Genomic DNA, 25,219 nt, shown 5'->3' on the forward strand with positions numbered 1-25,219 from the left:
AAATGTTTGAAGCGACAACGATTTTGGGCTATAGAGGGGAATTTGATAATAAGAAGTTCGCTTTCATTGGAGGCGATGGGCAGGTAACTTTGGGTAATTGCGTAGTCAAAGCCAATGCGACAAAAATCAGAAGCTTGTATCACAACCAGGTTTTAAGCGGATTTGCCGGAAGCACCGCGGACGCTTTTAGTTTGTTTGATATGTTTGAACGCATTTTAGAGAGCAAAAAAGGGGATTTGTTTAAAAGCGTGGTGGATTTCAGCAAAGAATGGCGCAAAGACAAGTATTTACGCCGACTGGAAGCGATGATGATCGTTTTAAATTTGGATCACATTTTTATTTTGAGCGGCACGGGCGATGTTTTAGAGGCTGAAGACAATAAGATCGCTGCTATTGGGAGTGGGGGGAATTACGCCTTAAGCGCGGCTAGGGCTTTAGATCATTTCGCTCATTTAGAGCCTAAAAAACTTGTAGAAGAGTCCTTAAAAATCGCAGGGGATCTTTGCATTTACACCAACACGAATATTAAAATTTTGGAGCTTTAATGTCTAAATTGAATATGACCCCACGAGAAATTGTCGCTTATTTGGATGAATACATCATTGGGCAAAAGGAAGCTAAAAAGTCTATCGCTATCGCTTTTAGGAATCGTTACAGGCGTTTACAACTGGAAAAATCCTTACAAGAAGAAATCACGCCTAAAAACATTTTAATGATTGGCTCTACTGGTGTGGGTAAAACTGAAATCGCAAGAAGAATAGCAAAAATCATGAAACTCCCCTTTGTGAAAGTGGAAGCGAGCAAATACACGGAAGTGGGTTTTGTGGGGCGTGATGTGGAGTCTATGGTAAGGGATTTAGTCAATAACAGCGTGCTTTTAGTGGAAAATGAGCATAAAGAAAAATTAAAAGACAAGATTGAAGAGGCGGTTATAGAAAAAATCGCTAAAAAACTCCTACCCCCCTTGCCTAATGGCGTGAGCGAAGAAAAAAAACAAGAATACGCTAACAGCCTTTTAAAAATGCAACAAAGAATCGCGCAAGGCGAGTTGGATAGTAGAGAAATTGAAATTGAAGTGCGTAAAAAAAGCATAGAGATTGATTCTAATGTGCCGCCTGAAATTTTAAGGGTTCAAGAAAACTTGATTAAGGTTTTCCATAAAGAACAGGATAAAGTCAAAAAAACTTTAAGCGTTAAAGAGGCTAAAGAAGCCCTAAAAGCAGAAATTAGCGACACGCTTTTAGACAGCGAAGCCATTAAAATGGAAGGCTTGAAGCGCGCGGAAAGTTCAGGGGTGATTTTTATTGATGAAATTGATAAGATCGCTGTAAGCTCTAAAGAAGGAAGCCGTCAAGATCCCAGTAAAGAGGGGGTTCAAAGGGATTTGTTGCCGATTGTGGAGGGGAGTGTGGTGAATACGAAGTATGGTTCTATCAAAACGGAGCATATTCTATTCATTGCAGCAGGGGCGTTTCATCTTTCTAAACCAAGCGATCTCATCCCTGAATTGCAGGGGCGTTTCCCTTTAAGGGTGGAGTTAGAGAATTTAACCGAAGAAATCATGTATATGATTTTAACTCAAACTAAAACCTCTATCATCAAGCAATACCAAGCCCTTTTAAAAGTGGAGGGCGTAGAAATTGCGTTTGAAGACGATGCGATCAAAGAGTTAGCCAAACTTTCTTATAACGCCAATCAAAAAAGCGAAGATATAGGCGCTAGAAGGTTGCACACCACCATTGAAAAAGTGCTAGAAGACATTAGTTTTGAAGCGGAGGATTATTCTGGGCAAAAGGTTACTATCACTAAAGAATTGGTCCAATCAAAGCTAGGGGATTTAGTGGCTGATGAAAATTTAGTGAAGTATATTTTATGATGAAAACTAAGGCGGGCTTTGTAGCTCTTATAGGCAAACCAAACGCTGGAAAAAGCACTCTTTTAAACACTTTATTAAACGCTCATTTAGCCCTTGTTTCGCATAAGGCTAATGCGACCAGAAAATTGATGAAATGCATCGTGCCTTTCAAAGATAAAGAAGGGTATGAGAGCCAAATCATTTTTTTAGACACACCAGGGCTCCATCATCAAGAAAAATTACTCAACCAGTGCATGCTCTCACAGGCTTTAAAAGCGATGGGCGATGCTGAATTGTGCGTTTTTTTGGCTTCTGTGCATGATGATTTAAAAGGCTATGAAGAGTTTTTGAGTTTGTGCCAAAAACCCCATATCTTGGCTTTGAGCAAGATTGACACAGCCACGCATAAGCAGGTTTTACAAAAATTACAAGAGTATCAAAAATATTCATCGCAATTTTTAGATTTAATACCTTTGAGCGCGAAAAAATCTCAAAATTTAAACGCGCTTTTAGAATGCATCAGTAAGCATTTAAGCCCTAGCGCATGGCTTTTTGAAAAGGATTTAATGAGCGATGAAAAAATGCGCGATATTTATAAGGAAATCATTAGAGAGAGTTTGTTTGATTTTTTGAGCGATGAAATCCCTTATGAAAGCGATGTGATGATTGATAAATTTATAGAAGAAGAACGCATAGATAAGGTGTATGTGCGCATTATCGTAGAAAAAGAAAGCCAAAAAAAAATCGTGATAGGCAAAAACGGGGTGAATATCAAACGCATCGGAACTAACGCGCGATTAAAAATGCAAGAAGTGGGCGAAAAAAAGGTTTTTTTAAACTTGCAAGTGATCGCTCAAAGATCATGGAGCAAGGAAGAAAAGAGCTTGCAAAAACTGGGCTATATCCATAAAAGGGGTATGGATTGAAAAAAATATTATCGGCTCTGTTAATGGGGTTTGTGGGATTGAATGCTAGTGATCGTTTGTTAGAAATCATACGCCTTTATCAAAAACAAGGCTTGGAAGTGGTGGGTCAAAAGCTGGATTCTTATTTAGCGGATAAATCTTTTTGGGCAGAAGAGCTTCAAAATAAGGACACGGATTTTGGCTATTATCAAAACAAGCAGTTTTTATTTGTGGCGGATAAATCCAAGCCCAGTTTGGAATTTTATGAGATAGAAAACAACATGCTTAAAAAAATCAACAGCTCTAAAGCCCTTGTAGGCTCTAAAAAGGGCGATAAAACTTTAGAGGGCGATTTGGCCACGCCTATTGGAGTGTATCGTATCACGCAGAAATTAGAGCGCTTGGATCAATATTATGGCGTTTTGGCTTTTGTAACGAATTACCCTAATTTGTATGACACCTTGAAAAAACGCACCGGGCATGGCATTTGGGTGCATGGAATGCCTTTAAATGGCGATAGGAATGAATTGAACACTAAGGGTTGCATTGCGATTGAAAACCCTATTCTAAGCTCTTATGATAAAGTGTTAAAAGGCGAAAAAGCGTTCCTTATCACTTATGAAGACAAGTTTTCCCCTAGCACTAAAGAGGAATTGAGCATGATTTTAAGCTCCCTTTTCCAATGGAAAGAAGCTTGGACTAGGGGTGATTTTGAACGCTACATGCGTTTTTATAACCCCGATTTCACTCGTTATGACGGCATGAGTTTTAACGCTTTTAAAGAGTATAAAAAAAGGGTGTTTGCAAAAAATGAAAAAAAGAATATCGCTTTTTCTTCTATCAATGTGATCCCTTACCCCAACTCTCAAAACAAACGCTTGTTTTATGTGGCGTTTGACCAAGACTACAAAGCCTACCAGCAAAACAAGCTCTCTTATAGCTCTAATTCTCAAAAAGAACTCTATATAGAGATTGAAAACAATCAAGTGTCTATCATAATGGAAAAATAAGAAAAATAAGGCTCTGTTTTAATTAGGGTAATCTAAGCGGATTTTCCTATTCCTTAAAGCTTTGATACAAGGATACAAGTTTGATTAAAAACTACAGAGCTTCCATGGCTTTTTCATAGCCAAATTCTGCGGATTTTTGCAGGAATTTTTTAGCTCTGTTCTTTTTCTTTCTAGTGCCAAGCCCTTCTTTATAAGCGATCCCAATTCTATAAAGGATCTCCCCCATTTGTTGTTTGAGTAAAATAATATTGCTTGAAATTTCAGCAATATCTTCCCAAAGAAGTGTCTTATCTTTGATTTGAGTGGATTTCTTAACAAGTATTCCAAACTTCTTTCCAAATTTTTCAGGATTCGCGCTCAAACCTGAAAGATCAATGAATCGCGATCCAATAAGCATACTAGTGAACGCAAGGTTTGGTAATCTAAAATTGTTAGCAAAATAATTTGTGCTTTTATTAGAAAACATGCGAACCACATGCCTGTAAGTCTTAAGCGCTTGTTTCAAATCCTTTTTCATCCCTAAGCCTTGCGCTTGCATGCGTCCTAAAATAAGAGCGCCCCCTAACAACCCGCTCCCATACCCTTTGATAGCGTTTTGTGCATAGAATTGCGCTTTTTTGTAATCCACTTTCACGCCCTTTCCCTCCAAATACATTTTGGCTAAATAAACGCTGCCAAGCCCAATGCTGTATTCTTGAGCCAATTTAAAATCCTTAAAGGCTTGCTTGTATTGGCCTTGATTAAAATGGTCTAAACCATTTTCAAAATAATATGTCTTATGATTTCGTGCAATTTCATCCCACTGATTTCGCGCCCTTTCATCCCAATCATCACTGATGCTAATATATTCATCAGCTATACAAAGTGAAAACGGCAACAATAAAACTAGTAAAAGCAATAAAGGCTTTAAAAAAGAGAGGGTGGTGCGATAAAAATCTTTAAACATGTCAAGTCCTTTTACAATTTGAGCCATTCTTTAGCCTGTTTTTCTAGCCAGATCACATCACCGCTCGCATGAAATTCCACTTTAGGGAATGCGTGTGCATTTTTCTTAAGGGCGTATTTTTGCTGCAAATATTCCACAATAGCATCGCCCGAATGGATGAGTAGGGGGGGGGTTGAAAGGGCAAAATGCCCCATGAAATAGCCCTCAATTTTTTGAGCGATTAAGGGAAAATGCGTGCAACCTAAAATAATCACTTCAGGTAAAATCTTTAAGGGAGTGAAATAATAACGCATGCAAGTTTCTAGCAATTCGCCCTCTAAAATACTTTCTTCAATCAAAGGCACAAAAAGAGAAGTAGCTAAATGCGAAACATTCAAATAGCCTTGTTGTTTCAGGGCGTTATCATAAGCGTTAGATTGAATCGTTGCTTTTGTCCCTAGCACTAAAATAGGGGCGTTTTTATCTTTTACTTGTTGTTTGATCGCTAAAATGCTTGGCTCAATCACGCCCACAATAGGGATTTTGGAATGCTTTTGCATCTCTTCTAAAGCTAGAGCGCTCGCTGTGTTGCATGCCACAATCAATAATTTAATCTGGTGCGGTTTGAAAAAATCCAAAGCCTCTAAGCCAAATTGCTTGATCGTGGTGGGGTCTTTAGTGCCATAAGGCACTCTAGCGCTATCGCCATAATAGATGATTTCATCAAATAGTTGTGCTTTTAAAAGGCTTTTTAAAACGCTAAACCCTCCCACACCGCTATCAAAAACGCCTATTTTCATGACACTTTTTTTAATTTAATGGGATTAATTAGGGATTTTATTTTTCATTCATTAAATTTAAAAATTCTTCATTGTCCTTAGTTTGTTGCATTTTAGAATACACAAAGCTTAAGGCTTCTATGTCGTCCATTTGTTGCATCACATTCCTTAAAACCCACACTTTAGTCAATCGGTCTTTGCCAAGCAAGATATTATCTTTTCGTGTGCCGGATTTTAAAATATCAAAGGCCGGATAAATACGCCTGTCCGCAATATTCCTCGCTAAAACGATTTCGCTATTCCCGGTGCCTTTAAATTCTTCAAAAATCACCTCATCCATTCTAGATCCCGTTTCAATCAACGCCGTAGCGATAATCGTCAAGCTCCCGCCTTCTTCAATATTCCTTGCGGCTCCAAAAAAGCGCTTGGGCCTATGCAAGGCGTTCGCATCCACGCCTCCACTTAAAACCTTACCGCTTGAAGGCGTTACAGCGTTATACGCTCTAGCTAAACGGGTGATAGAATCTAATAAAATCACCACATCTTTACCCATTTCCACTCGCCTTTTAGCCCTTTCTAAGACTAATTCAGCGATTCTTATGTGGTTATTAGCGGGCAAATCAAAAGTGGAACTAAAAACTTGACCTTTAACGCTTCGTTGCATATCCGTAACTTCTTCAGGACGCTCATCCACTAAAAGGATAATCAGCTCCACTTCAGGGTGGTTAGAAGTGATGCCTTGGGCGAGTTCTTTCATCAGCTCTGTTTTCCCGGTTCTTGGTGGCGCAACGATCAAAGCCCTTTGACCTTTCCCCACAGGGCTGAATAAATCTAGCATTCTGCCGGTAACTTTAGTGGATTCGTATTCTAATTTGATTTGTTCATCAGGAAATAGGGGGGTTAGATTGTCAAACAAAGGGCGGTTTTTAATCTCATCTGAAGGCAAATAATTGATGGCTTCTATTTTTAAAAGGGCGTAGTATTTTTCCTGGTCTTTGGGGGATCGCACTTGACCGGTAACAATATCGCCATTCCTTAAAGCAAAACGCCTGATTTGAGAAGGGCTAACATAAGTGTCATTATGCCCGTCTGAAAAACTCCCATCAAACCCTCTTAAAAAGCCATAGCCATCAGGCATGATTTCTAAAATACCGGTAAAAAGAATGTATCCGCCTTGCGTAACTTGGGTTTTTAAAATTTCAAACATCAAGTCTTGTCGTTTGAATTCTTGGGGGTTTTCCACTTTGAGCTTGTTAGCGATTTCTAAAAGCTTTTCAGTAGGGTAGGTGCGTAAATCTTCAATGTGATAACCGCTCACTGGCGTGTGTGTTTTGACTTTGTGCGAACTTTTGTGCGTAGGCGCGTTTTCGTTCATTAAATTTCCTTTTAACAAAAAGAGATTTCTAGTTTGTTGCAATTAAGATAAAAATACAAAAAGCTAAAGCATTCTTAAAAAATTAGTGTAACCAAAAGATGCTAATAAGTGGCCCATGCCACAAGTGTTGAATTTCGTAATGCTTTGCTATGCTATCATAATTTTTTTAACAAAGTCAAATTTTATTTTAACTTTAGAGTGGTTTTAATTTGTTGTTACTTGCGCTATAATTTTAAGTTTAAATTTAAAAATAAAGGATACTTGATGAAAAAAGGCATTCACCCCGAATATATCCCATGCAAAGTTACTTGCGTAACGAGCGGAAAGGAAATTGAAGTTTTAAGCACCAAACCTGAAATGCGTATTGATATTTCTAGCTTTTGCCACCCTTTCTATACCGGTAGCGATAAAATCGCTGACACTGCAGGGAGAGTAGAGAAATTCAAGCAACGCTATAACTTGAAGTAACTCTTTTAAAAAGCGTGGCTTTTTGTGCTGTATTTTTTGCCCACTCCTATAGGTAATCTCGCTGACATTACGCTACGCACACTAGAAGTTTTAGAGCGTTGCGAGATTTTTTTATGCGAGGATACAAGGGTGAGTAAGAGGTTGTTGCACTTGCTTGCACAAAACCCTATTATCAGCCATTCTTTCCCAAATATCGCTGCTAAAAAAAGGGAGTTTATCGCTTTCCATTCGCATAATGATCAGGAATTTTTAAACCAAATAGAGCCTTCTTTTTTTGACAAAGAAATCGCTGTGATGAGCGATGCGGGCATGCCAAGCTTGAGCGATCCAGGCATGAGTTTAGCCGCTTACGCTTTGAAACATAACATTCAATACGATGTTTTGCCTGGGGCTAACGCGCTCACTACGGCGTTTTGCGCGAGCGGGTTTTTAGAAGGGCGGTTTTTTTATGCTGGCTTTTTACCTCATAAGAGTAAGGAAAGGCGCTTAAAAATCGCTAAAATTTTAAACGCTTTAGCGTATTTGGAAGAAAAAACCCCGGTGGTTTTTTATGAAAGCCCGCACCGATTGTTAGAGACTTTAAAGGATTTAAACGATTTGGCTCAAGGCATGCATTTGTTTGCGGCTAAAGAGCTTACCAAACTCCATCAGCAGTATTATTTAGGAGAGGTTTCTCAAATCATAGAGCGGTTGCAACAAAATAATATCCAAGGGGAGTGGGTTTTAGTGCTTTTGAACGAGAAAAAAATAGAGCCTTGCATGGGGCTATCGGCGTTATTGGAGTTGGATTTGCCTCCTAAAATTAAGGCTAAAATTGAAGCCGCTATGACACAAAAAAACGCTAAAGAGCTTTATTTCCAGCGTTTGTTAGAAGAAAAAGATCAATAAAAGGGGTTTAGCATGCAAGCAGTAATTTATGGCAAGCAGGTGATTATGCACCTTCTAAACTCTCACAAAGAAAAATTGCAAGAAATCTATCTTTCTAAAGAAATAGACAAAAAGCTTTTTTTCGCGCTCAAAAAAGCATGCCCTAATATCATCAAAGTGGATAATAAAAAAGCGCAAAGCTTGGCTAAAGGGGGGAACCATCAAGGGGTTTTAGCTAAAGTAGAACTGCCTTTAGCTACTTCTTTAAAAGAAATTAAAAAAGCTCAAAAACTTTTGGTGCTTTGTGGCATTACGGATGTGGGGAATATTGGGGGTATTTTTAGGAGCGCGTATTGTTTAGGAATGGATGGCGTTATTTTAGATTTTGCTAAAGAATTGGCTTATGAGGGGATTGTGCGATCCAGCTTGGGGCTTATGTATGATTTGCCTTTTAGCGTTGCGCCTAACACGCTGGATTTAATCAACGAATTGAAAACGAGCGGGTTTTTATGTTTGGGCGCGAGCATGCAAGGCTCTAGTCAAATAGAAAATCTATCCTTAAAAAAATGCGCTCTTTTTTTGGGGAGTGAACATGAGGGGTTGTCTAAAAAAATCCTTGCTAAAATGGATACTATATTGAGCGTAAAAATGCGAAGGGATTTTGATTCGCTCAATGTGAGCGTGGCAGCAGGGATCTTAATGGATAAAATCAACTAGGTGGTCAATTGAATGGAACAGAATAAAAAAAGTTTAGAAAATTTAGATCTTTCTGATGTTCAAAACGTTTCTAAAGATATTTCTGGCACGGCTTTAGAAGAATTATCGCTTAAAAATTTAGATAAAAATTTGCAGATTTTAAAAGAAGTTGGAGTGGCGGAAATTTGCAAAGCGACTAAAATCGCTTCTAAAAATATCCATTCTATCTTGGAAAAGCGCTATGAGTCTTTATCGAGGGTGCGTGCTAGGGGTTTTATACAGATTTTAGAGCGCGAGTATAAAATTGATTTGAGCGCATGGATGAAAGAATTTGATAAGGCGTGCACTTTTAAAGAGGGTGTGAGCGAAGAGCAAAATCAAGAAACAGACCCCGAAGAAAAAACAAAAAACCCTTTGAAAGTTGAGATAGATTATAGCATCAATCAGGCCAATACTTCATTATCCAAAAAATCTTCCAAATGGAAACCCTTTGTTTTGGTTTTAGGAGTGGTTGTCATTGTTTTGGCGGTCGTTATCATTCAAAACAGCTCTTCTTTAAAAGAAGAAAGAGGGCAAGAAAGCGCTATTAAATCCGGCACTAAAAAGAATTCTTTCAATAAAGTTAATCCTACAGAAGAAAACAAGCCAGAGTCAACGCCTAAACTAGAAGAAAAACCAAAAGAACAAGACAAGCAAGAAAAAGAAGTGATCAAAGAAGATCCTAACACCATTTATATTATCCCTAAAAAAGATGTTTGGGTAGAAGTGATTGATTTAGATGAGAAAAAAAATTCCTTTCAAAAGGTTTTTAAAAAAAATTATTCTTTAGAAACCAAAAACCACCGCCTGTTGTTGCGTTTTGGGCATGGGCATCTTAGTCTTAAAAACAACCATCAAGAACAAGAATATAACGACAGCAAAACCAGGCGGTTTTTATACGAGCCAAATAAAGGCTTAACGCTCATCAACGAGGCCCAATACAAAGAACTCCAGCAATGAAAAACCTTTTTTTAGCTTTTATTGTTGGGGGAATGCTTTTAAACGCTGACGCTTTAAACGATAAGGTTGAGAATTTAATGGGGGAGCGAGCTTACCATACGAACAAGCTTTTTTTAGAGCGTTTGTTTAAAAATCGTAAGGATTTCTATGTGATGGGGCGTTTGGATTCCTTGAAACTGCTCAACACTCTCAAAGAAAACGGGCTTTTGTCTTTTAATTTTGACAAGCCAAGCATGTTGAAAATCACTTTCAAGGCTTCAAGCAATCCCCTAGCGTTTGCCAAAAGCATCAATAATTCTTTGAACATGATGGGGTATTCGTATGTTTTGCCTATTAAAATGCAAAGTTCTTCAGGCGAGAATGTTTTTTCATACGAGCTTAAAACGGAATACGTTTTAGACCCTAACATTTTGATAGAGACGATGAAAAGGCATGGTTTTAATTTTGTGGATATTAGGCGCATATCCTTGAAAGAGTGGGAATACGATTTTTCTTTACAAGAAGTCAAGCTCCCTAATGCGAGAGCTTTAGTTTTGAGCAGCGATCCTGTGGAGTTTAAGGAAGCGAGTGGGAAATACTGGCTGAGCGTGAATCAAAACGCGTATTTAAAAATAAGCTCTAATAACCCTTTGTGGCAACCCAAAATCATTTTTTATGATGAAAACTTAAAGATCATTCAAATCATTGCTAAAGAAAACAGACAACAAGAAATCGCTCTTAACTTGCTTGATGGCGTGCGTTTTATCCATATCACTGACGCGAAAAACCCTATCATTTTAAAAAATGGGATCAGCGTGGTTTTTGATGCGATGCCTTAAGTAGGGGTAACCCTTATCCAATTGATTGGAATATAAGAAAATGTGCTTTTAGACTTAAAAAAAGAGAGCCTTAATAATAGCGATCCACCCAATATTTACCAAAAAAAATCTTTTGTATCACACAGCCCACCAATAGATCAGCTCCCGCTTCTATAAAAAAGACAGCCCACCAATTAATGAAACCAAACCATACAAAAAACAAATGCGCTGGTAAAGCGCCAAGCAATAGTGAAACGCCGCTCACAATAGAAATTCCAAAGCGGGTTTTAAGGATTTTACTTTTTTTGCCAAACGCCATGTCTGCTACAAATTCCCCACTAAAAGAAATCAAAAACCACCCAATCAAATGTTCAGGCATCAATAACCAAGCAACTGCACTACTTCTATTAACCGCTGTAATGACAAGAAGTGAGAAAAAATACACGCTTGCAGATGCAAAATGCCTACCCCTATTCCTTAAAGACCAATTCCTAGAAAAGCGGCTTTTGATTTTTTCATGTGTAACCATAGGATTTCTTTCTTTTTTAAAATACCATTAGACCTAACTTTTGTATTGTAAAATAAGAATGCTTTCATTCAATACTCTGATCATGATGATTGTCTTTTTATATTCAAACAAAAGGATAGAATAGCAGATTGGTAACATAATGATGTTTTTTATATTATTTACAAACTATGTAAAATATCCGCTTTTTTCTAAAATGATAGCAAGTCGTGAAAAATTTGGCTTTGTTTTTATTGAGCGTTGGTTATAAAAAAATATTGCATTTTTAAGATTGGATAATAGAGAGCCTGATTTTATCAAGCGGTATTTTTAAAAGCGGTCTTTAGGGATTTAGGGGAGATTTTAGTTGTAGGGGGAGAATGATTTCAAAATACCCCTTATTTCTTTAAGAAAATGGGTTTAAAATAAAGTTTAAAAACACAATCTTAAAAGTTAAAGAACCAGTTATCAATATTTCATTAAGGTAAAGTTTTTTATAGATCTAATTCATGCCCTCCACAAACGAGCCAAGCGACATCAATTTTTGATAGCGGTTGTCAAGGAAATGAGGGTCTTGTTGGATAGTCCTTAGAGCGTCTAAAAAATACTCTTTAATCGTGTTAGCCGCTGAAAATTTGTCTCTATGAGCCCCTTTGCTAGGCTCTAAAATAATATCATCAATAAGCCCCGCCTCCTTTAAATCTCTAGGCGTGATTTTCATCGCTTTAATAGCCACTTCAGTCTTGCTAGGGTCATCCCAAAGAATCGCTGCGCAACCTTCTGGGGATATAACGCTAAAAATGGAATATTCCATCATAGCCAACTTGTCAGCTACCGCAATCGCTAACGCACCACCACTGCCCCCTTCACCGATAATTACAGAAATAGTAGGGACTTTTAAAGAAGCGAACTCTTGGAGGTTTTTAGCGATCGCTTCACTCTGGCCTCTTTCCTCTGCACCAATCCCCGGATACGCCCCGGCTGTATCTACAAGCATTAAAATAGGCAAATTAAATTTTTCAGCAAATTTCGCCATTTTCAAAGCCTTACGATAGCCACAAGGGTTAGGCATGCCAAAATTTCTTAAGAGCTTGTTTTTAGTCCCTCTGCCTTTTTCTTCTCCGATCACCACAACCGGGACATTATCAATTTTCCCTATAAAACACACGATCGCTTTATCATCGTTATAGTGCCTATCCCCAAAGACTTCATACTTATCTTTTAAGATGAGATCAATGTAATCCATAGCGTAGGGTCTGTCAGGGTGTCTCGCTAATTGGAGTTTTTGAAAATCAGTGAGATTGGAATAAATGCTTTTAACTTCCTTATCCAATCTTTTTTCTAAGATTTCTTTAGCGTCCTCATCGCCTCTAATAAGGGCTAATTCAATTTCATTTTGAATCTCTTTAATATGATTTTCAAAATCTAAATAAACGGCCATTCAAAATCCTAACTTTGTAAAACTAGGCTTTTTTGAAAATCACAACACCATTAGTGCCACCAAAACCAAATGAGTTACTCATCACCGCATCCACTTGTTTTTCTCTGGCCGTATTAGGGATATAATCCAAATCGCATTCTGGGTCAGGCGTTTCTTGATTGATGGTAGGAGGTAAGATCCCTTGATTCATGGCCATGATAGAAATAACGGCTTCTAACGCACCCGCAGCGCCCAAGCAATGCCCAATCTGCCCTTTAGTGGAGCTAACAGGAGGGACTTTTTCTTTAGAGCCAAACACATTTTTTAGAGCGATGCTTTCATACCAATCATTATAATGCGTGCTAGTCCCATGGGCGTTCACATAGCCTACTTCCACTTTTGCCATTTCTAAAGCCATTTTCATGGCTCTAAAAGCCCCTTCACCCTCAGGGGCTGGGGCTGTGATGTGGTTAGCATCGCCGCTCTCGCCATACCCGGCAAATTCCGCATAAATTTTAGCCCCTCTTTTTTTCGCGCTCTCGTATTCTTCAAGCACTAAAGCCCCAGCGCCTTCGCCCATTACAAAACCATTGCGATCCTTATCAAAAGGTCTTGAAGCTTTTTTAGGCTCATCATTCCTTGTAGAAAGGGCTTTAATGCTCGCAAACCCTCCGATCCCTACAGGACAAATGGTGGATTCCGCTCCCACGACTAGCATTTTATCAGCCCCATTAAGCAAAATGGTTTTAACGGCTTCAATAATCGCATGAGTGCCTGCTGCACAAGCTGTTACGCTAGAGAGGTTAGGCCCTTTAATGCCAAATTCAATGGAAGTGAAACCACCAATCATGTTCACTAACGCAGAAGTGATGAAAAAGGGATTGACTTTTCTAGGGCCTTTTTCAAAACAAAAAATGGAATTCGCTTCAATATTACCTAACCCGCCAATCCCAGAGCCAGAGCTTACGCCCATGCGGTTTGCCAATTCTTCAGGGCATCTATTGTGAGCGTCTAAAATCCCACTATCTTTCATCGCCTCTCTTGTGGCTTTCAAGGCTAATTGAATGAAACGACCCGCCTTCTTAACATCTTTGGGATTCATCACCTCTGTAGGGTCAAAGTCAGTGATTTCTCCAGCAATACGCACAGGAAACGCGCTCGCATCAAAACTTTCTATGTGTTTGATACCGCATTCTCCCTTAGCGATCGCTAAAAAAGAATCTTCTTTATTTAAACCTAGCGAATTGATCATTCCCATTCCAGTTACTACAATCCGACGCACCAATAGCTCCTCATTTCAAAAACTTTCATTCAATAAAACTAGATTTTAGCTAAAGCTAAATTTTTGACTAAAACCTGGAGACAAACGCTCCAAGTTAAAAAGATTAAGCTAGTTTATTGTCCTCAATATACTTCACCACATCGCCCACATTGACGATTTTTTCCGCTTGTTCATCAGGAATCTCAATGCCAAACTTTTCTTCTAACGCCATGATTAATTCCACGACATCTAAAGAGTCCGCACCCAAATCCTTTACAAATTCCGCCTCTGGCGTAACTTGTGCCGTATCCACATTCAACTGCTCAGCAATAACTGCCTGAATATCTTCAAATAAAGCCATGATTAAAACTCCCTTGTCTTGTAAAAATTAAATTGAATCATTGGAGCGTTTATTTTTGCTCCAAAACATCTAAAATTCTATACAACAAATAAATTATAATGAGAAACAATATTAAGTAAATAATCCCCATTTGACAATAACCTCTTTGTTTTAGAATAACCTCATAATGTTAGCATGATTTTTGCTACTTACAAACTTTTATCGCTAAAAGAATCCTTTGTTTAGGACTACATATAAAGCCCGCCATTGACTTTGAGAGTCTCCCCAGTGATGTAACTAGAGTGATCGCTCAAAAGAAACGCTACCGCTTCTGCCACTTCTTTAGCAGACCCTAGCCTGTTTAAGGGAATATTTTTAATATAATCCGCTTTGACTTCATCTTTTAAAGTGGCGTTCATGTCGGTTTCTATAAAGCCTGGCGTTACACAGTTAAAACGGATATTCCTTAAAGCTCCCTCATAAGCAAAGGACTTGCTCATTGCAATCATTCCCCCCTTACTCGCTGAGTAGTTTGTTTGCCCCATATTGCCTCTTTCACCAATGATAGAAGCGATATTAACCACGCTCCCAAAACGGCTTTTGCTCATAATTTTTAGGGCTTCTCTGCAACCTATAAACGCTGAAGTGAGGTTATTTTCTATGACATGGTGAAAATCTTCTGTTTTCATTTTGATCGCTAATTTATCGCGCACGATACCAGCGTTATTCACCAAGTAAGACAAACCCCCATCGCTTTGGACAATGGTTTGTATCGCTTCAATAAAATCGCTTTCAGAAGCCGCATCAAATTTAATGACAGCCACTTTGTAACCTTTTTCTTCAAGCTCATTTTTCAAAGCGTCAGCCACTTCAGCATTACTGCGGTAATTGATCCAAACTTTCAGCCCCATAGAAGCGAGAGTTTTGGCGATTTCAGCCCCAATGCCTTTAGAAGCTCCCGTAATAAGAACATTTTTCCCTGTGAATTGCATTCTTTAATAATCCTTAAATTTTAAATTCGTTCAAGTTCTTATAGTCTTGATTCATAACGCCTTAACATATAAAGACGCTTTAAGACTTTCTTTTTAGCACTGATTTTTTGTTTTTTGCGTTTTTCAGTCTTGGATTCAAAGAACCTTCTAGCGCGGCATTCTGTTACCACCAAATTGCGATCGGTTTGCTTTTTGAATCTCCTATAAGCTTCATCAAACGCATCGCCTTCTCTAACCTTAATCCCTGGCATACTGCTATCACCTCTTTTCCATAGCTTAAAATCATTGCTTAACAATGGCTACAAATGAAACAGCATTATATAAGACGAATTAACTGGTTGTCAAGAATTTTCACTTTTTTCTAGCAATTTTGTTAATAAGGTTATAAGGATCAAAGGCAACCGTCATATACACTTGGTAAGATTCTGACCAAGGCAAGCTCCTATCAAAGCCCCCACGCATCGCATTAAGAACGAAATTGATGCGGACCGATGCGAAGTCGTTTTTCCAATTGTAATAAAAATCAAAACGATTGTATAAATTAGCTTGAAAGAATGGCACGCCACGATAAATAGGCGTGGGGCAATAAGAAGGCGTGCAATACATTTCAACATACTGGTATTGGTTATAAAAAGGCATCTCTGGGGTCTTGGCGAAGAAAAATAAATTGTGGATGCCAAAGCCTTTGTATTGGATCTCCACATCAAATTGCCCGCCCACGCTGTTCATAAAAGGCACATTTTTATGAATTTGCCTTAATCGGCTTGATTCAGAAACCATGCCAAAACTAGCGTTGAGTTTTTCCATAAAGGGGGCGATGTCTAAAAGGCTTGTCCCTATGTAAGCGTTAAAGTAGAGGCGATCCATAAGATAAATATTATTGCTATCAATCGCCTTTTTTTCATTAAATTTCATGCCATCAGCCCCATTTAAAAGGTATTTGTCTTCGTTATGAAACAAGACAAAATACCCTCCAATACCCAATAAATCCTTAAAGAAATTATAAGCGACAGAGCCGTTCATTTGAAACCTGTCCATCGCGTTCCCATAAGGGTTTCTCCCAAACTTACAAGTGTTGTAACAATTGCCTCCAAACCAATCTAGCATAAACTCCGCATGCCCATAATAGGGTTTTGAAGGCGAATAATGGTTTTGAAATTGCAATAAAAACCCTCTAGCGTTGGGGTCTATAAACCAATAATAGGGGGCAAAAATATTCAAACCATACCTTCCTAAGAGGTTTTTTCTAGGAAAGATGCCACCATAAAAAGTAAAACGCTTCCCTCTAGCCTTATAATACATAGTAGGCCCCCAACGGTAGGGAAAATTGGTGCTGTAATTATGGAAGTTTTGAAAGAAATACGCCCCCACAGTCAGGCTTTGCTCCACACCTCTTGTATAAAATTGGATCCCAAAATTTGGAGTCAAACGGGTTTTAAGATTGGTGTTAGTATTGACCCAATAAGGCGTTGAGCCTTCATGATCCATGATAAACATATTGAAACCCAGATTGTATTTAAAAATATTCCAATCAAAAGCGTAAGAATTAACCGCTAACAAACAGACTAAAAAAGAATGTTTTAAAAAGGTGTTTATTGCCACTTGTTACCCCTATGTCATCATTTTTTTGATAAAAAAGCTTATCTTGTAACAAATGGGTATTCTAGCACATCTAAAAATATTTTTCTTTAGATTTAATATAAAATGGCGTTTATTTCATGTTAGAATAGCCACCATGATGTTACAACATACTAACTAAAAAAGGAAATTTTAATGGAATTAGGAAATAAAAATATAAAACCCGGTCGCAAGCGTGTCGCTGTAGATGAGTTGAAACGCAATTTTTCAGTTACTTTTTATCTCTCTAAAGAAGAGCATGATGTTTTAAGACGACTAGCGGATGAAGAAGTAGAAAGCGTCAATTCCTTTGTCAAACGCCACATTTTAAAAACAATCATTTATAAAAAAGGCGCTAACCAAGATTCTTCTATCAATTGTGATTCTTCTGGTAGGCTTTAAGCCTACTTTAAGGTATTCGCTCTTTAAGAGCAACACCCGCTAGAGCATTTAGTTTTAATCCCTACCGATGAGCGATCCATCAAGCAAAACCCTTTCCCCTCTAAATAGCGTTTCGCATCAAATCCGGCCACAAACAAGCCTCCAGCAAATAACGCCAAGTCTTTAACCACTAGCCTTCCAGCCCCAGAAAGCCATGGGAAATGCTGATTGACAAACACTTCTGGCGTTGTGAATAAAAAGGATAGAGTCGTGATCGTCATTCCAGCGACAAGCAAGCCCCCAATCACGCCCATTAAAGGCATCCAAAGCCCTAAAAGCACCAAAATACCTAGGATCATAATCGTGATCCCTAAGGCTTCAGCCACTAAATAAGTGCGGTTTTCTTTATGCCATTCTTTGTTTTCAACGATTTTAGGGTCATCTTGCATTTCTTCTTGCATAGACTGGGATTCAGACACTTTGTGTTGTTTGTATGCGGGCTTTTCAAATTTATACATGAAAGAAAAGAAAGGGGAATTAGCCACAAAAGGAGCGATCCCTTCGGCTTCATACGGCACAAACTTAAGCCCTCCAATCCAAATAAAAATGATGAAAATAGCTATATGCATCAAATAGCCGCCTAGATTCTGGAGTTTTGTAATCACTTCAAGCAATGATTTTAACGCTTGCATGGTTTTATTCCTTTAGGATATTTTTTATATTGCTAAAAACAACTCGCAAATGATAGCGCATTATGTTTAATTACGACAAAATCATTACCATTACAAGAAATAATGATCAAAAACACCCATTTTCAAAAACTCTCATGCTCAAAACACTCATGCCAATATAACGCACGATTCCTTTATAAAAAATCCCATCATTTTTTAAAGAAAGTTCTAAAGATTCGTTGCTTTTAGGGATGAGAGTGGCTTTTTTAGGCGTGTTATAAAAAATGCGCGCGGCGATAAAAACCGCCGCCATGCCTGTCCCGCAAGCTAGCGTGAAATCTTCAACCCCTCTTTCATAAGTTTGTAAAAAAATCGTCTCTTCATTTTCTATAAAAGCGATATTAATGTTAGCGTTAAATTCATGCCTTAAAGCCCTTAATTCTAGCGTGTTAAGAGAAAATAACCATTCTTTATTTTCCACAAATCCCACTAAATGCGGCACTCCTGTATCTATGAGATAGAAAGTAGGGATATGTTCTAAAACGCTGTCGCTTGAAAAAAAATTTTTGCATCTTAAGGCGGGTATGGTGTCTAGGATTTCGTAGTTACCGAGATTGCTCTCAATAATATTGGGCTCTTCTATGCGAATAGAAATCTCTCTTTTCCCGGCTAAAAAAACATGCTCTTTAGGGGCTATAGCATGTTGGTAGGCAAATAACCCCACGCAACGGCTCGCATTCCCGCACATGCCAGCTTTAGAGCCGTCTGAATTGTAAAAATCCCATTCGTAGTCATAATCTTTACTCGGTAAGACGACCACAAGCCCATCAGCCCCAAAACCCTCATGCCTATGGCACACCTGTTTGGCTAAATTGGAAAAATCTTTTTTTTTGAAGCTTTGCGTGATTAAAAAATCATTCCCGCTCCCTGAATATTTGTAAAACACCATTAATACAAGCCTTTTTGATTTTAATTATAAGTTAAAAGAGGTTTTTTATCCTTAAAAGAGCGTTTTTTAGCTAACATTTGATAATTTTTGGTTCAGTTTAATGGGGATAATTTCATGAAAGCTCAGTATTTCTTTTGGATTCTTTTTTTGATTGGTTTTTATTGGATGATCTATTTGTATCAAGATTTTTTAATGGATGCGCTGATTGCTGGGCTTTTGTGTGTGGGGTTTTTTCAAGTGAAAGTTTTTTTAGATAAGCGTTTTTTCAATGTTGTCAGTTCGTTTTTATGCGTTTTAGTTTTAGCGAGCGTCTTGATCGTGCCATTGTATTTTATTGTTTATAAAAGTTCTAATATCATTTTTGAAATCAATTTTGAAAAATTTTCAGCCCTAATCAAATGGCTTAAGGGGACAATCACCGAAAATTTGTCGCATTTTCCTACCATTCATGATGGAGCGAGCAAGTTTTTAGAAAATTTTAGCGCCGCTTCCATCACGGGTTACTTGTTGAAAATAAGCAGCTATGTGGGAAGATACAGCTTGAAACTCATTACAGACGCTTTGTTTATCTTGGGGCTGTTGTTTTTCTTTTTTTATTATGGGGAGAGATTCTATCGTTATTTTTTAGGGGTCTTGCCTCTTGGAATGAATCAAAGCAAAAAGATTTTTGAAGAAGTGGCTGGGATTTTACGCATCGTGCTTTTAACTTCTCTCATCACGGTTATTTTAGAGGGCGTGGCGTTTGGGGTGATGATCGTATGGTTTGGGCATGACGGCTGGTCTTTGGGGATTTTATACGGCCTAGCGTCTTTGGTGCCGGCTGTTGGGGGGGCTTTGATTTGGATTCCTATAGCGATTTATGAGCTTTATCATGGAAATGTGAATGAGGCTATTTTTATCGCTCTATATTCCATTTTATTGATTAGCGTGTTGATTGATAGCGTGATCAAGCCAATTTTAATCGTCTTCATCAAAAAAAGAATTTTTAAAACCACCCTTAAAATCAATGAAATGCTGATTTTCTTTTCCATGATTGCTGGGATTTCACAATTTGGTTTTTGGGGGATCATTGTGGGGCCTACTATCACGGCGTTTTTTATTGCGTTATTGCGATTGTATGAAAATTACTTTATCCAAAACGATCAAAAAGCATGCGAATAAGCCCTATGGCTCACAACGAAATTTTTAAAAATGATATATAAGAGTGAGAAATAACCATTCTTATGAAGAATTTTCAAACACCTCATTCAATGCGAACGCAAATTTAAACCCATATCTTAATAGATACAAATTTTATTTTTTGTAGCGGATCAAAGGGTAGGAGCAGTTTTTGCATAAAAGTTCTAACGCTTCGCCCTTTAAAAAATGGGTTTTGATGGCCATAGCTTTTTGGCTGTTTAAAATATCTTTTAGGGGCATATGGTTTAAATCGCCAAGGTTGATATGAGCTTGCGTGTCCATGCAGCACGGCACGACAACGCCATTAGATAAAATAGCGACTTGTTTAATAAGCCCATAACAATAGGGGATTTTTGATTCTTGGTTTAAAGGATTTGGGGCGTTCAAATTCGGCCATTTAAAGGTCTTTTGGATATTCAAAAAACTTTTTTTAAACAAACGAACGCGGCCTTGCGATTTTAAACCCCCTAAAGAAACGCATTCAAAGCTTTCTAAAAAAGGCTTGATCAAATTCTGGTGTTTTTCAAGGGTGCTGTCTTGAATGCGTAAATTCAAAAACACTTCGCTATTTTTTTCACATTTGTAGCGGCAAAATTCTAAAATTTTTTGGATATAGCGGTGCTGGTTGATTTTGTTATAATTGTCTAGCCCTGCGTCTAAAGAAATAGAAATTTGATAGATTACATCTTGTAAAAGCGTCTCAAAGTCGCGCCAATACACCCCGCTAGTAACCAAATCCACTTTCAAAGAAAAGCGTCTAGCGGCGCTTAAATAGTGGTTTAAATTTTTGAGCTTGCAAGGATCGCCTAAGACATGCAAGGTGATGATTGGGGTTAAGGGGGACACTTCTTTACAAACTTTTTCAAATAATTCTAAAGGCATCACGCCTCTGATATTTTTGGGGTTAGGGCAAAAACTGCATTGCAACCCGCAAATATCGCTTAACTCTATATAGATTTTTTTAAAAAGTTTCTTGTTGGGTGTCAATTCTTATAAGAAAATAGTAACGCTTGTTTGAAAAGACACTAGACATTGAAGCGAAAATGCAACACATCGCCATCTTGAACGATATAATCCTTACCTTCAATGCGTAACGCTCCCTTTTCTTTCGCCCCGGCTTCGCCCTTATAAGCGATAAAATCGTCATAACTGATGGTTTCAGCTCTAATAAAGCCTTTTTCAAAATCCTTATGGATCACCCCAGCAGCCACAGGCGCGCTAGAGCCTTTTTTAATCGTCCATGATCGCACTTCCTTGACTCCAGCGGTAAAATAATTGATCAAGCCCAATTCCTTAAAACTCAAACGAATGGTCTTTTCTAGCCCACTTTCTTCTACGCCTAAACTTTGCAAAAATTCTTTGACTTCATCTCCACTCATGGAAACCATTTCTTCTTCTAATTTAGCGCACAAGGCAACAAACTCGCTCTTTTGATCTTTCGCATAATTTTGGACTTTTTTGGCATGCTCATTGAGAGCGTTTAAATCTTCTTCGCCCACATTAGCAACATAGATCATTTTTTTATGAGATAAAAAACGCAATTCCTTGTCCAACTCCAAAAAAGCCTCGCTTGTATTCAAGGGGAAAGTTTTCGCCGGTTTTAATTCTTCTAAATGCGTTTTTAAACTCAAAGCGCATTCTAAAAGATTTTTAGCGTCTTTTGAGCTTTTTAGGGCTTTTTGCAAGCGATCGATCCTTTTGTCTAAAGTGGCAATATCCGCTAAAATCAACTCCAATTCAATGGTCTCTATATCATTCAAAGGATCAATTTTATCGTTCACATGCGTGATATTGTCATCTTCAAAACAGCGCACCACTTGCAAGATCACTTCGCATTCCTTGATATTGGCTAAAAATTGATTGCCTAAACCCTCCCCCTTGCTCGCTCCCTTAATCAATCCGGCAATATCCACAAATTCCACCACAGAATGCAAAATGCGTTCAGGCTTTACGATTTGAGCCAACGCATCAAGCCGCCTATCAGGCACATTCACAATGGCTTTATTGGGTTCAATGGTGCAAAAAGGGTAGTTCGCGCTTTGGGCGTTTTGGGTTTTAGTGAGCGCGTTAAAGGTGCTGGATTTGCCCACATTAGGCAAACCCACAATGCCTACAGACAAGCCCATTTCAAGCCTTTTTCAAAAGCTCTTCCACAAAAGCTGTGCAAGCTCTCACGCCAGCCCCACTCGCTCCAAAGCTATTCACATCCCATTCTTTTTCCACATAAGCAGGACCTGCAATGTCAATGTGTAGCCATTTGTCTTTAAATTCATCTCTAATAAATTCATTTAAAAACAAGCCCGCTGTGATCGCACCGCCATAGCGTGAAGAAGAAATATTGCACACATCAGCGATTTTAGATTCAATCAATTTCTTTAAATGGCGGTTAAAGGGGAGTTTGGCTAATAACTCGCCAGATTCTAATCCTGAAGTTTCAAAGAGGTTTTTTAACTCTTCATTATGCCCCATGATCGCTGAAGTGAATTCGCCTAAGCCTACAACGCATGCCCCAGTAAGGGTCGCAAAATCCACGATCACATCAGGGTTCAAGTCTTGAGCGTAGCTCAAACAATCCGCTAAAACCAAACGCCCTTCAGCGTCGGTATTACGGACCTCTATGCTCTTGCCTTCTTTGGAGATTAAAATATCATCTGGTTTATAGGCAGCTGGGCCTATCATGTTTTCTGTGGCCCCAATAATGCCATGCACTTCAGCCTCCACGCCCAATTTAGCTAACGCGTTTAAAAGCCCAATCACCGCAGAGCCACCGCCTTTATCCGCTTTCATGGTAACCATGTAATCGGCCGGTTTCAAGCTCAAACCTCCGCAATCATAAGTCAAGCCCTTGCCAACTAAAGCGATTTTTTTCTTCGCTTTTTTAGGTTTATAGACTAAATGGATCAAGCGGGGGGGATTGACAGCGAGAGAGGCTTTATTGACCGCTAAAAAGGCGTTCATTTTCTTTTCTTCTAAAAATTTTTCATCATGGACATGGATTTCTAAATGGTTTTCTTTAGCCACTTTTTGCGCCACTTCAGCCATATAAACCGGGGTGCCAATCATAGGGGGGGTATTGACTAGATCCCTAACGATATTCAAGCTTTCTGTCATGATTTCAGCGTATTTTAAAGCTTCTTTAGCGCTCTTTTCTAAAGAATTCGCACAAGTTTTTTCGCAAGGTTTGTGCAATTCTAAAGCGACAATGGCTTCTTTTAAAACGCTTTCTTTTTTGTTGGATTTAAAAGTGTCGTATTCATACAAGCCCAATTTTAAGCCCAAGAACAACGCTTTCAGGTTTTCTAAAAGCGCATTATCCTTAGAATGCGTCCCGCAAGTATAAACACCCACTTTAACGCTTTTAAAAGCGAGTTTTTTAAGGGTGCGAACGGCTAAACACGCGCTCTCTCTCAATAAATGCACATCATCTTCTTTAACGCCCACATACAGGATTTTATTTTCTTGGTCTAAAAATACGCCTTCGCCTTCGTATTTAAAGGTTTCTAGCAATTCTTTATTTTTGACCCAAGCGTGGCTAAAATCCTTATTGACAATAAAAACTAAACTGCATTCAGCTTTTGCGTTTTCAAAAGTGGTTTTTTCTAATTTGATTTTTAACATAAAGTCTCCTTTTTTAATTTCATATCTTTCAAGAATTGTATTGCACTCTAGCGGTTTTTCTTACTATAGTATTGGAAATACCATAGCACTAACGCTAAGAAAGATACTAATAGTAATATTAGCGCATAAGGGTGTTTTTTAAGCCACCCTAACGCATGCAATAACTCTTCTCCTAAATACCACGCTAGAATAATGGTAATGCTCGCCCACACCATCGCGCTAATGAGGTTGATGATAGCGAATTTTAAAGCGCTATAGCGTGTGAGGCCTATGCTAATGGGAATGATGGTGCGCATGCCATACATGTAGCGTTGGATAAAAATGATAAACCAGCCGTGTTTTTGCAACAATAAATGGGCTAGGGCTAGTTTTCGGCGTTGTTTTTCTAGCTTTTTTTGGATGTAAGCTTTATTGGTGCGGCCGATGTAAAAATAGATCTGATCCCCCACAAAACCCCCAATCCCTGCGACTAAAATGGCTAACCCTAAATGCATATGACCGGTATAGCTGGCAATCCCTGCTAAAATTAACCCAATTTCGCCTTCTAAAATGCTCCACCCGAATAAAATGAGATACCCCCAAGTTGCTGCATGCTGATTCCATAAGTCAATGATGTATTCTTCCAAAATTCACCCTTATTCTAGCACTCTAACAAACAAAAGGTTTTCACGCGTTCTTCTAAAAGTTGGATACCCGGTAATTCTTTTAACCCCATCAAAAAGCATGCTTCTACGCATTCGGCTTGTAGGGCTTTGATAAGCTCAAGGCTCGCTAAAGCTGTGCCTCCAGTGGCTAATAAATCATCAATCAACACCACCCTTACCCCCTTAATTCCCCTAAAAGCGTCGGAGTGGATTTCTATGCTATCGCTCCCGTATTCTAGGCTGTAGCTTTGAGACAAGGTGTGCGCAGGGAGCTTGCCCTTTTTCCTCACAGGCACAAAACCCACCCCAAGCGCATAAGCTAAAGCAGAGCCTAGAATAAACCCTCTCGCTTCAATGCCCACGATAAAGTCTATATTGAGAGCGAGATAGCGTTTTTTGAGCACGTCAATGAGTTTGTTAAAGAGTTTAGGGTAGTTGAGTAGCGTGGTAATATCTTTGAATAAAATCCCTTTTTTAGGGTAGTCTTTCACTTCTCTGATACTTTGTAAAAGTTCTTCTTTGAGCGTTTCATTCATTTTGATTTCCTTTAATATAACGGATTGGTTGTAGAATTTTGATCTATTATAGCGTTTTTAAAGGAGAGCTTCTATTTTTTGCTCCAATTCTTTAATACGATTTTTATATTTATCCGATTCGCCTTTGTATTCAGAGTTGCGTTGTTTAAGGGCTTTTAGTTCTGTTTTTAACGAGCTCATTTCTTGGGTGAGAATATCAATATTACCCAAAGCTCTTTGGAGTTGCAACTGGTGTTTTTGGATCAAAATTTCAGCTTCTTGTAAGGTGAGTTTCATGGATGCGTTAGTGCGTTCTTGCCGTTTAGCCACGGTTTTAAAAAAGAAAGTACGCACACCCATATAAAGGATAAAAACAATAGCGATAGTGATGATAAACCATTGGGTAAACATTCTATTAAAATATCCTTTTAGCGAAACGATGCAATTATAC

At 38.5% G+C, this 25,219-nt stretch carries 29 protein-coding genes; 11 read left to right on the top strand and 18 right to left on the bottom strand.

Annotated features, from left to right (window positions below; genetic code table 11):
- The first annotated feature begins 2 nt into the window (after positions 1–2).
- Genes hslV through csd6 form a run of 4 tightly spaced genes read left to right on the top strand, consistent with a single transcriptional unit; the run spans position 3 to position 3,770 of the window.
- Positions 3–545 (top strand): ATP-dependent protease subunit HslV, encoded by a 543-nt coding sequence (gene hslV, locus IC572_RS03240; RefSeq protein ID WP_000461003.1) that lies wholly within the window; start codon positions 3–5, stop codon positions 543–545.
- Complete coding sequence (hslU, locus tag IC572_RS03245; RefSeq protein WP_187855059.1) at positions 545–1,876, top strand: HslU--HslV peptidase ATPase subunit; 1,332 nt, start codon at positions 545–547, stop codon at positions 1,874–1,876. Before hslV ends, hslU begins: the two co-directional genes overlap by 1 nt.
- Positions 1,876–2,781: a GTPase Era gene (era, locus tag IC572_RS03250; RefSeq protein ID WP_187855128.1), complete on the top strand. Its 906-nt coding sequence runs from the start codon at positions 1,876–1,878 to the stop codon at positions 2,779–2,781. The genes hslU and era overlap by 1 nt, the downstream gene beginning before the upstream one ends.
- Positions 2,778–3,770, top strand: coding sequence for a cell shape-determining L,D-carboxypeptidase Csd6 (csd6, locus tag IC572_RS03255; RefSeq protein ID WP_187855060.1), 993 nt, complete (start codon positions 2,778–2,780; stop codon positions 3,768–3,770). The genes era and csd6 overlap by 4 nt, the downstream gene beginning before the upstream one ends.
- A gap of 91 nt (positions 3,771–3,861) precedes the next feature.
- Here csd6 and IC572_RS03260 read toward each other — a convergent pair whose 3' ends face one another.
- From IC572_RS03260 to rho, 3 genes are read right to left on the bottom strand one after another with little or no spacing between them, the layout of a single operon-like run.
- The gene (locus IC572_RS03260) at positions 3,862–4,716 is read right to left on the bottom strand and encodes an SEL1-like repeat protein (RefSeq protein WP_187855061.1); all 855 of its coding nucleotides are present in this window, start codon (positions 4,714–4,716) and stop codon (positions 3,862–3,864) included.
- An 11-nt stretch (positions 4,717–4,727) separates the two neighbouring features.
- Positions 4,728–5,495 (bottom strand): glutamate racemase, encoded by a 768-nt coding sequence (murI, locus tag IC572_RS03265; protein WP_121090006.1) that lies wholly within the window; start codon positions 5,493–5,495, stop codon positions 4,728–4,730.
- A gap of 37 nt (positions 5,496–5,532) precedes the next feature.
- Positions 5,533–6,849 carry a transcription termination factor Rho gene (rho, locus tag IC572_RS03270; protein ID WP_187855062.1) on the bottom strand — a complete coding sequence of 439 codons (1,317 nt, stop codon included), beginning with the start codon at positions 6,847–6,849 and terminating at the stop codon, positions 5,533–5,535.
- Between the two features lie 264 nt (positions 6,850–7,113).
- Here rho and rpmE point away from each other — a divergent pair, with 264 nt between their 5' ends.
- From rpmE to IC572_RS03295, 5 genes are read left to right on the top strand one after another with little or no spacing between them, the layout of a single operon-like run.
- Positions 7,114–7,317 (top strand): 50S ribosomal protein L31, encoded by a 204-nt coding sequence (rpmE, locus tag IC572_RS03275; protein WP_000715278.1) that lies wholly within the window; start codon positions 7,114–7,116, stop codon positions 7,315–7,317.
- Positions 7,318–7,341: 24 nt separating this feature from the next.
- Positions 7,342–8,205: a 16S rRNA (cytidine(1402)-2'-O)-methyltransferase gene (rsmI, locus tag IC572_RS03280; RefSeq protein ID WP_187855063.1), complete on the top strand. Its 864-nt coding sequence runs from the start codon at positions 7,342–7,344 to the stop codon at positions 8,203–8,205.
- Positions 8,206–8,217: 12 nt separating this feature from the next.
- Positions 8,218–8,901: a 23S rRNA (guanosine(2251)-2'-O)-methyltransferase RlmB gene (rlmB, locus tag IC572_RS03285; RefSeq protein ID WP_187855064.1), complete on the top strand. Its 684-nt coding sequence runs from the start codon at positions 8,218–8,220 to the stop codon at positions 8,899–8,901.
- 12 nt (positions 8,902–8,913) lie between these two features.
- The gene (locus tag IC572_RS03290) at positions 8,914–9,879 is read left to right on the top strand and encodes a sialidase (RefSeq protein WP_187855065.1); all 966 of its coding nucleotides are present in this window, start codon (positions 8,914–8,916) and stop codon (positions 9,877–9,879) included.
- Positions 9,876–10,697 carry a hypothetical protein gene (locus IC572_RS03295; RefSeq protein ID WP_078291052.1) on the top strand — a complete coding sequence of 274 codons (822 nt, stop codon included), beginning with the start codon at positions 9,876–9,878 and terminating at the stop codon, positions 10,695–10,697. The genes IC572_RS03290 and IC572_RS03295 overlap by 4 nt, the downstream gene beginning before the upstream one ends.
- A gap of 70 nt (positions 10,698–10,767) precedes the next feature.
- Here the strand turns inward: IC572_RS03295 and IC572_RS03300 are convergent, their stop codons facing one another.
- The 7 genes from IC572_RS03300 to IC572_RS03330 form a co-directional block, all read right to left on the bottom strand.
- Positions 10,768–11,205 carry a hypothetical protein gene (locus tag IC572_RS03300; RefSeq protein WP_021174714.1) on the bottom strand — a complete coding sequence of 146 codons (438 nt, stop codon included), beginning with the start codon at positions 11,203–11,205 and terminating at the stop codon, positions 10,768–10,770.
- A 478-nt stretch (positions 11,206–11,683) separates the two neighbouring features.
- Positions 11,684–12,622 (bottom strand): acetyl-CoA carboxylase carboxyl transferase subunit alpha, encoded by a 939-nt coding sequence (gene accA / locus IC572_RS03305; protein ID WP_000312020.1) that lies wholly within the window; start codon positions 12,620–12,622, stop codon positions 11,684–11,686.
- Between the two features lie 22 nt (positions 12,623–12,644).
- Entirely contained in the window at positions 12,645–13,883 is a 1,239-nt protein-coding gene (locus IC572_RS03310; protein ID WP_001864351.1) for a beta-ketoacyl-ACP synthase II, read from the bottom strand.
- Positions 13,884–13,986: 103 nt separating this feature from the next.
- Entirely contained in the window at positions 13,987–14,223 is a 237-nt protein-coding gene (gene acpP / locus IC572_RS03315) for an acyl carrier protein (RefSeq protein ID WP_001163104.1), read from the bottom strand.
- A gap of 227 nt (positions 14,224–14,450) precedes the next feature.
- Positions 14,451–15,194, bottom strand: coding sequence for a 3-oxoacyl-ACP reductase FabG (gene fabG, locus IC572_RS03320; protein ID WP_187855066.1), 744 nt, complete (start codon positions 15,192–15,194; stop codon positions 14,451–14,453).
- A 38-nt stretch (positions 15,195–15,232) separates the two neighbouring features.
- Positions 15,233–15,445 (bottom strand): 30S ribosomal protein S21, encoded by a 213-nt coding sequence (rpsU, locus tag IC572_RS03325; protein ID WP_001117778.1) that lies wholly within the window; start codon positions 15,443–15,445, stop codon positions 15,233–15,235.
- Positions 15,446–15,545: 100 nt separating this feature from the next.
- On the bottom strand, positions 15,546–16,796 hold the full coding sequence (locus IC572_RS03330) for a hypothetical protein (RefSeq protein ID WP_078242404.1): 1,251 nt from the start codon (positions 16,794–16,796) through the stop codon (positions 15,546–15,548).
- Positions 16,797–16,967: 171 nt separating this feature from the next.
- On the opposite strand from IC572_RS03330, the gene IC572_RS03335 reads away from it, so the two are divergent.
- On the top strand, positions 16,968–17,213 hold the full coding sequence (locus IC572_RS03335) for a ribbon-helix-helix domain-containing protein (RefSeq protein ID WP_128042211.1): 246 nt from the start codon (positions 16,968–16,970) through the stop codon (positions 17,211–17,213).
- A 23-nt stretch (positions 17,214–17,236) separates the two neighbouring features.
- Here IC572_RS03335 and IC572_RS03340 read toward each other — a convergent pair whose 3' ends face one another.
- Positions 17,237–17,884 (bottom strand): YkgB family protein, encoded by a 648-nt coding sequence (locus IC572_RS03340; RefSeq protein ID WP_187855067.1) that lies wholly within the window; start codon positions 17,882–17,884, stop codon positions 17,237–17,239.
- 106 nt (positions 17,885–17,990) lie between these two features.
- A complete protein-coding gene (gene dapF / locus IC572_RS03345) occupies positions 17,991–18,812 on the bottom strand; it encodes a diaminopimelate epimerase (protein ID WP_187855068.1) in 822 nt (273 codons plus the stop codon).
- Positions 18,813–18,926: 114 nt separating this feature from the next.
- Here dapF and IC572_RS03350 point away from each other — a divergent pair, with 114 nt between their 5' ends.
- The gene (locus IC572_RS03350) at positions 18,927–19,973 is read left to right on the top strand and encodes an AI-2E family transporter (RefSeq protein WP_187855069.1); all 1,047 of its coding nucleotides are present in this window, start codon (positions 18,927–18,929) and stop codon (positions 19,971–19,973) included.
- A gap of 132 nt (positions 19,974–20,105) precedes the next feature.
- Here IC572_RS03350 and IC572_RS03355 read toward each other — a convergent pair whose 3' ends face one another.
- The 6 genes from IC572_RS03355 to IC572_RS03380 are packed head-to-tail and all read right to left on the bottom strand — an operon-like array spanning position 20,106 to position 25,179.
- Positions 20,106–20,978: a radical SAM/SPASM domain-containing protein gene (locus tag IC572_RS03355; RefSeq protein ID WP_187855070.1), complete on the bottom strand. Its 873-nt coding sequence runs from the start codon at positions 20,976–20,978 to the stop codon at positions 20,106–20,108.
- Positions 20,979–21,016: 38 nt separating this feature from the next.
- Positions 21,017–22,117: a redox-regulated ATPase YchF gene (gene ychF / locus IC572_RS03360; RefSeq protein WP_187855071.1), complete on the bottom strand. Its 1,101-nt coding sequence runs from the start codon at positions 22,115–22,117 to the stop codon at positions 21,017–21,019.
- A 1-nt stretch (position 22,118) separates the two neighbouring features.
- Positions 22,119–23,609 carry a leucyl aminopeptidase gene (locus IC572_RS03365; RefSeq protein ID WP_187855072.1) on the bottom strand — a complete coding sequence of 497 codons (1,491 nt, stop codon included), beginning with the start codon at positions 23,607–23,609 and terminating at the stop codon, positions 22,119–22,121.
- Between the two features lie 47 nt (positions 23,610–23,656).
- The gene (locus IC572_RS03370; protein ID WP_000393406.1) at positions 23,657–24,235 is read right to left on the bottom strand and encodes a DedA family protein; all 579 of its coding nucleotides are present in this window, start codon (positions 24,233–24,235) and stop codon (positions 23,657–23,659) included.
- Between the two features lie 14 nt (positions 24,236–24,249).
- Positions 24,250–24,789, bottom strand: coding sequence for an adenine phosphoribosyltransferase (gene apt, locus IC572_RS03375; protein WP_187855073.1), 540 nt, complete (start codon positions 24,787–24,789; stop codon positions 24,250–24,252).
- 57 nt (positions 24,790–24,846) lie between these two features.
- Positions 24,847–25,179: a hypothetical protein gene (locus IC572_RS03380; protein ID WP_000495089.1), complete on the bottom strand. Its 333-nt coding sequence runs from the start codon at positions 25,177–25,179 to the stop codon at positions 24,847–24,849.
- Between the last annotated feature and the right edge of the window lie 40 nt (positions 25,180–25,219).

The sequence above is a fragment of the Helicobacter pylori genome (assembly GCF_014496485.1).
Taxonomy (GTDB): Bacteria; Campylobacterota; Campylobacteria; order Campylobacterales; family Helicobacteraceae; genus Helicobacter; species Helicobacter pylori_DD.

Bases quoted from the DNA above. Each gene is read 5' to 3' on its own strand.
- IC572_RS03340 (WP_187855067.1), bottom strand. From the start codon at position 17,884: ATGCAAGCGTTAAAATCATTGCTTGAAGTGATTACAAAACTCCAGAAT.
- IC572_RS03350 (WP_187855069.1), top strand. From the start codon at position 18,927: ATGAAAGCTCAGTATTTCTTTTGGATTCTTTTTTTGATTGGTTTTTAT.
- rpsU (WP_001117778.1), bottom strand. From the start codon at position 15,445: ATGCCAGGGATTAAGGTTAGAGAAGGCGATGCGTTTGATGAAGCTTAT.
- hslU (WP_187855059.1), top strand. From the start codon at position 545: ATGTCTAAATTGAATATGACCCCACGAGAAATTGTCGCTTATTTGGAT.
- IC572_RS03290 (WP_187855065.1), top strand. From the start codon at position 8,914: ATGGAACAGAATAAAAAAAGTTTAGAAAATTTAGATCTTTCTGATGTT.
- IC572_RS03380 (WP_000495089.1), bottom strand. From the start codon at position 25,179: ATGTTTACCCAATGGTTTATCATCACTATCGCTATTGTTTTTATCCTT.
- hslV (WP_000461003.1), top strand. From the start codon at position 3: ATGTTTGAAGCGACAACGATTTTGGGCTATAGAGGGGAATTTGATAAT.
- accA (WP_000312020.1), bottom strand. From the start codon at position 12,622: ATGGCCGTTTATTTAGATTTTGAAAATCATATTAAAGAGATTCAAAAT.
- era (WP_187855128.1), top strand. From the start codon at position 1,876: ATGAAAACTAAGGCGGGCTTTGTAGCTCTTATAGGCAAACCAAACGCT.
- rho (WP_187855062.1), bottom strand. From the start codon at position 6,849: ATGAACGAAAACGCGCCTACGCACAAAAGTTCGCACAAAGTCAAAACA.
- fabG (WP_187855066.1), bottom strand. From the start codon at position 15,194: ATGCAATTCACAGGGAAAAATGTTCTTATTACGGGAGCTTCTAAAGGC.
- rpmE (WP_000715278.1), top strand. From the start codon at position 7,114: ATGAAAAAAGGCATTCACCCCGAATATATCCCATGCAAAGTTACTTGC.
- acpP (WP_001163104.1), bottom strand. From the start codon at position 14,223: ATGGCTTTATTTGAAGATATTCAGGCAGTTATTGCTGAGCAGTTGAAT.
- IC572_RS03295 (WP_078291052.1), top strand. From the start codon at position 9,876: ATGAAAAACCTTTTTTTAGCTTTTATTGTTGGGGGAATGCTTTTAAAC.
- apt (WP_187855073.1), bottom strand. From the start codon at position 24,789: ATGAATGAAACGCTCAAAGAAGAACTTTTACAAAGTATCAGAGAAGTG.
- IC572_RS03335 (WP_128042211.1), top strand. From the start codon at position 16,968: ATGGAATTAGGAAATAAAAATATAAAACCCGGTCGCAAGCGTGTCGCT.
- rlmB (WP_187855064.1), top strand. From the start codon at position 8,218: ATGCAAGCAGTAATTTATGGCAAGCAGGTGATTATGCACCTTCTAAAC.
- dapF (WP_187855068.1), bottom strand. From the start codon at position 18,812: ATGGTGTTTTACAAATATTCAGGGAGCGGGAATGATTTTTTAATCACG.
- IC572_RS03365 (WP_187855072.1), bottom strand. From the start codon at position 23,609: ATGTTAAAAATCAAATTAGAAAAAACCACTTTTGAAAACGCAAAAGCT.
- IC572_RS03260 (WP_187855061.1), bottom strand. From the start codon at position 4,716: ATGTTTAAAGATTTTTATCGCACCACCCTCTCTTTTTTAAAGCCTTTA.
- ychF (WP_187855071.1), bottom strand. From the start codon at position 22,117: ATGGGCTTGTCTGTAGGCATTGTGGGTTTGCCTAATGTGGGCAAATCC.
- IC572_RS03300 (WP_021174714.1), bottom strand. From the start codon at position 11,205: ATGGTTACACATGAAAAAATCAAAAGCCGCTTTTCTAGGAATTGGTCT.
- murI (WP_121090006.1), bottom strand. From the start codon at position 5,495: ATGAAAATAGGCGTTTTTGATAGCGGTGTGGGAGGGTTTAGCGTTTTA.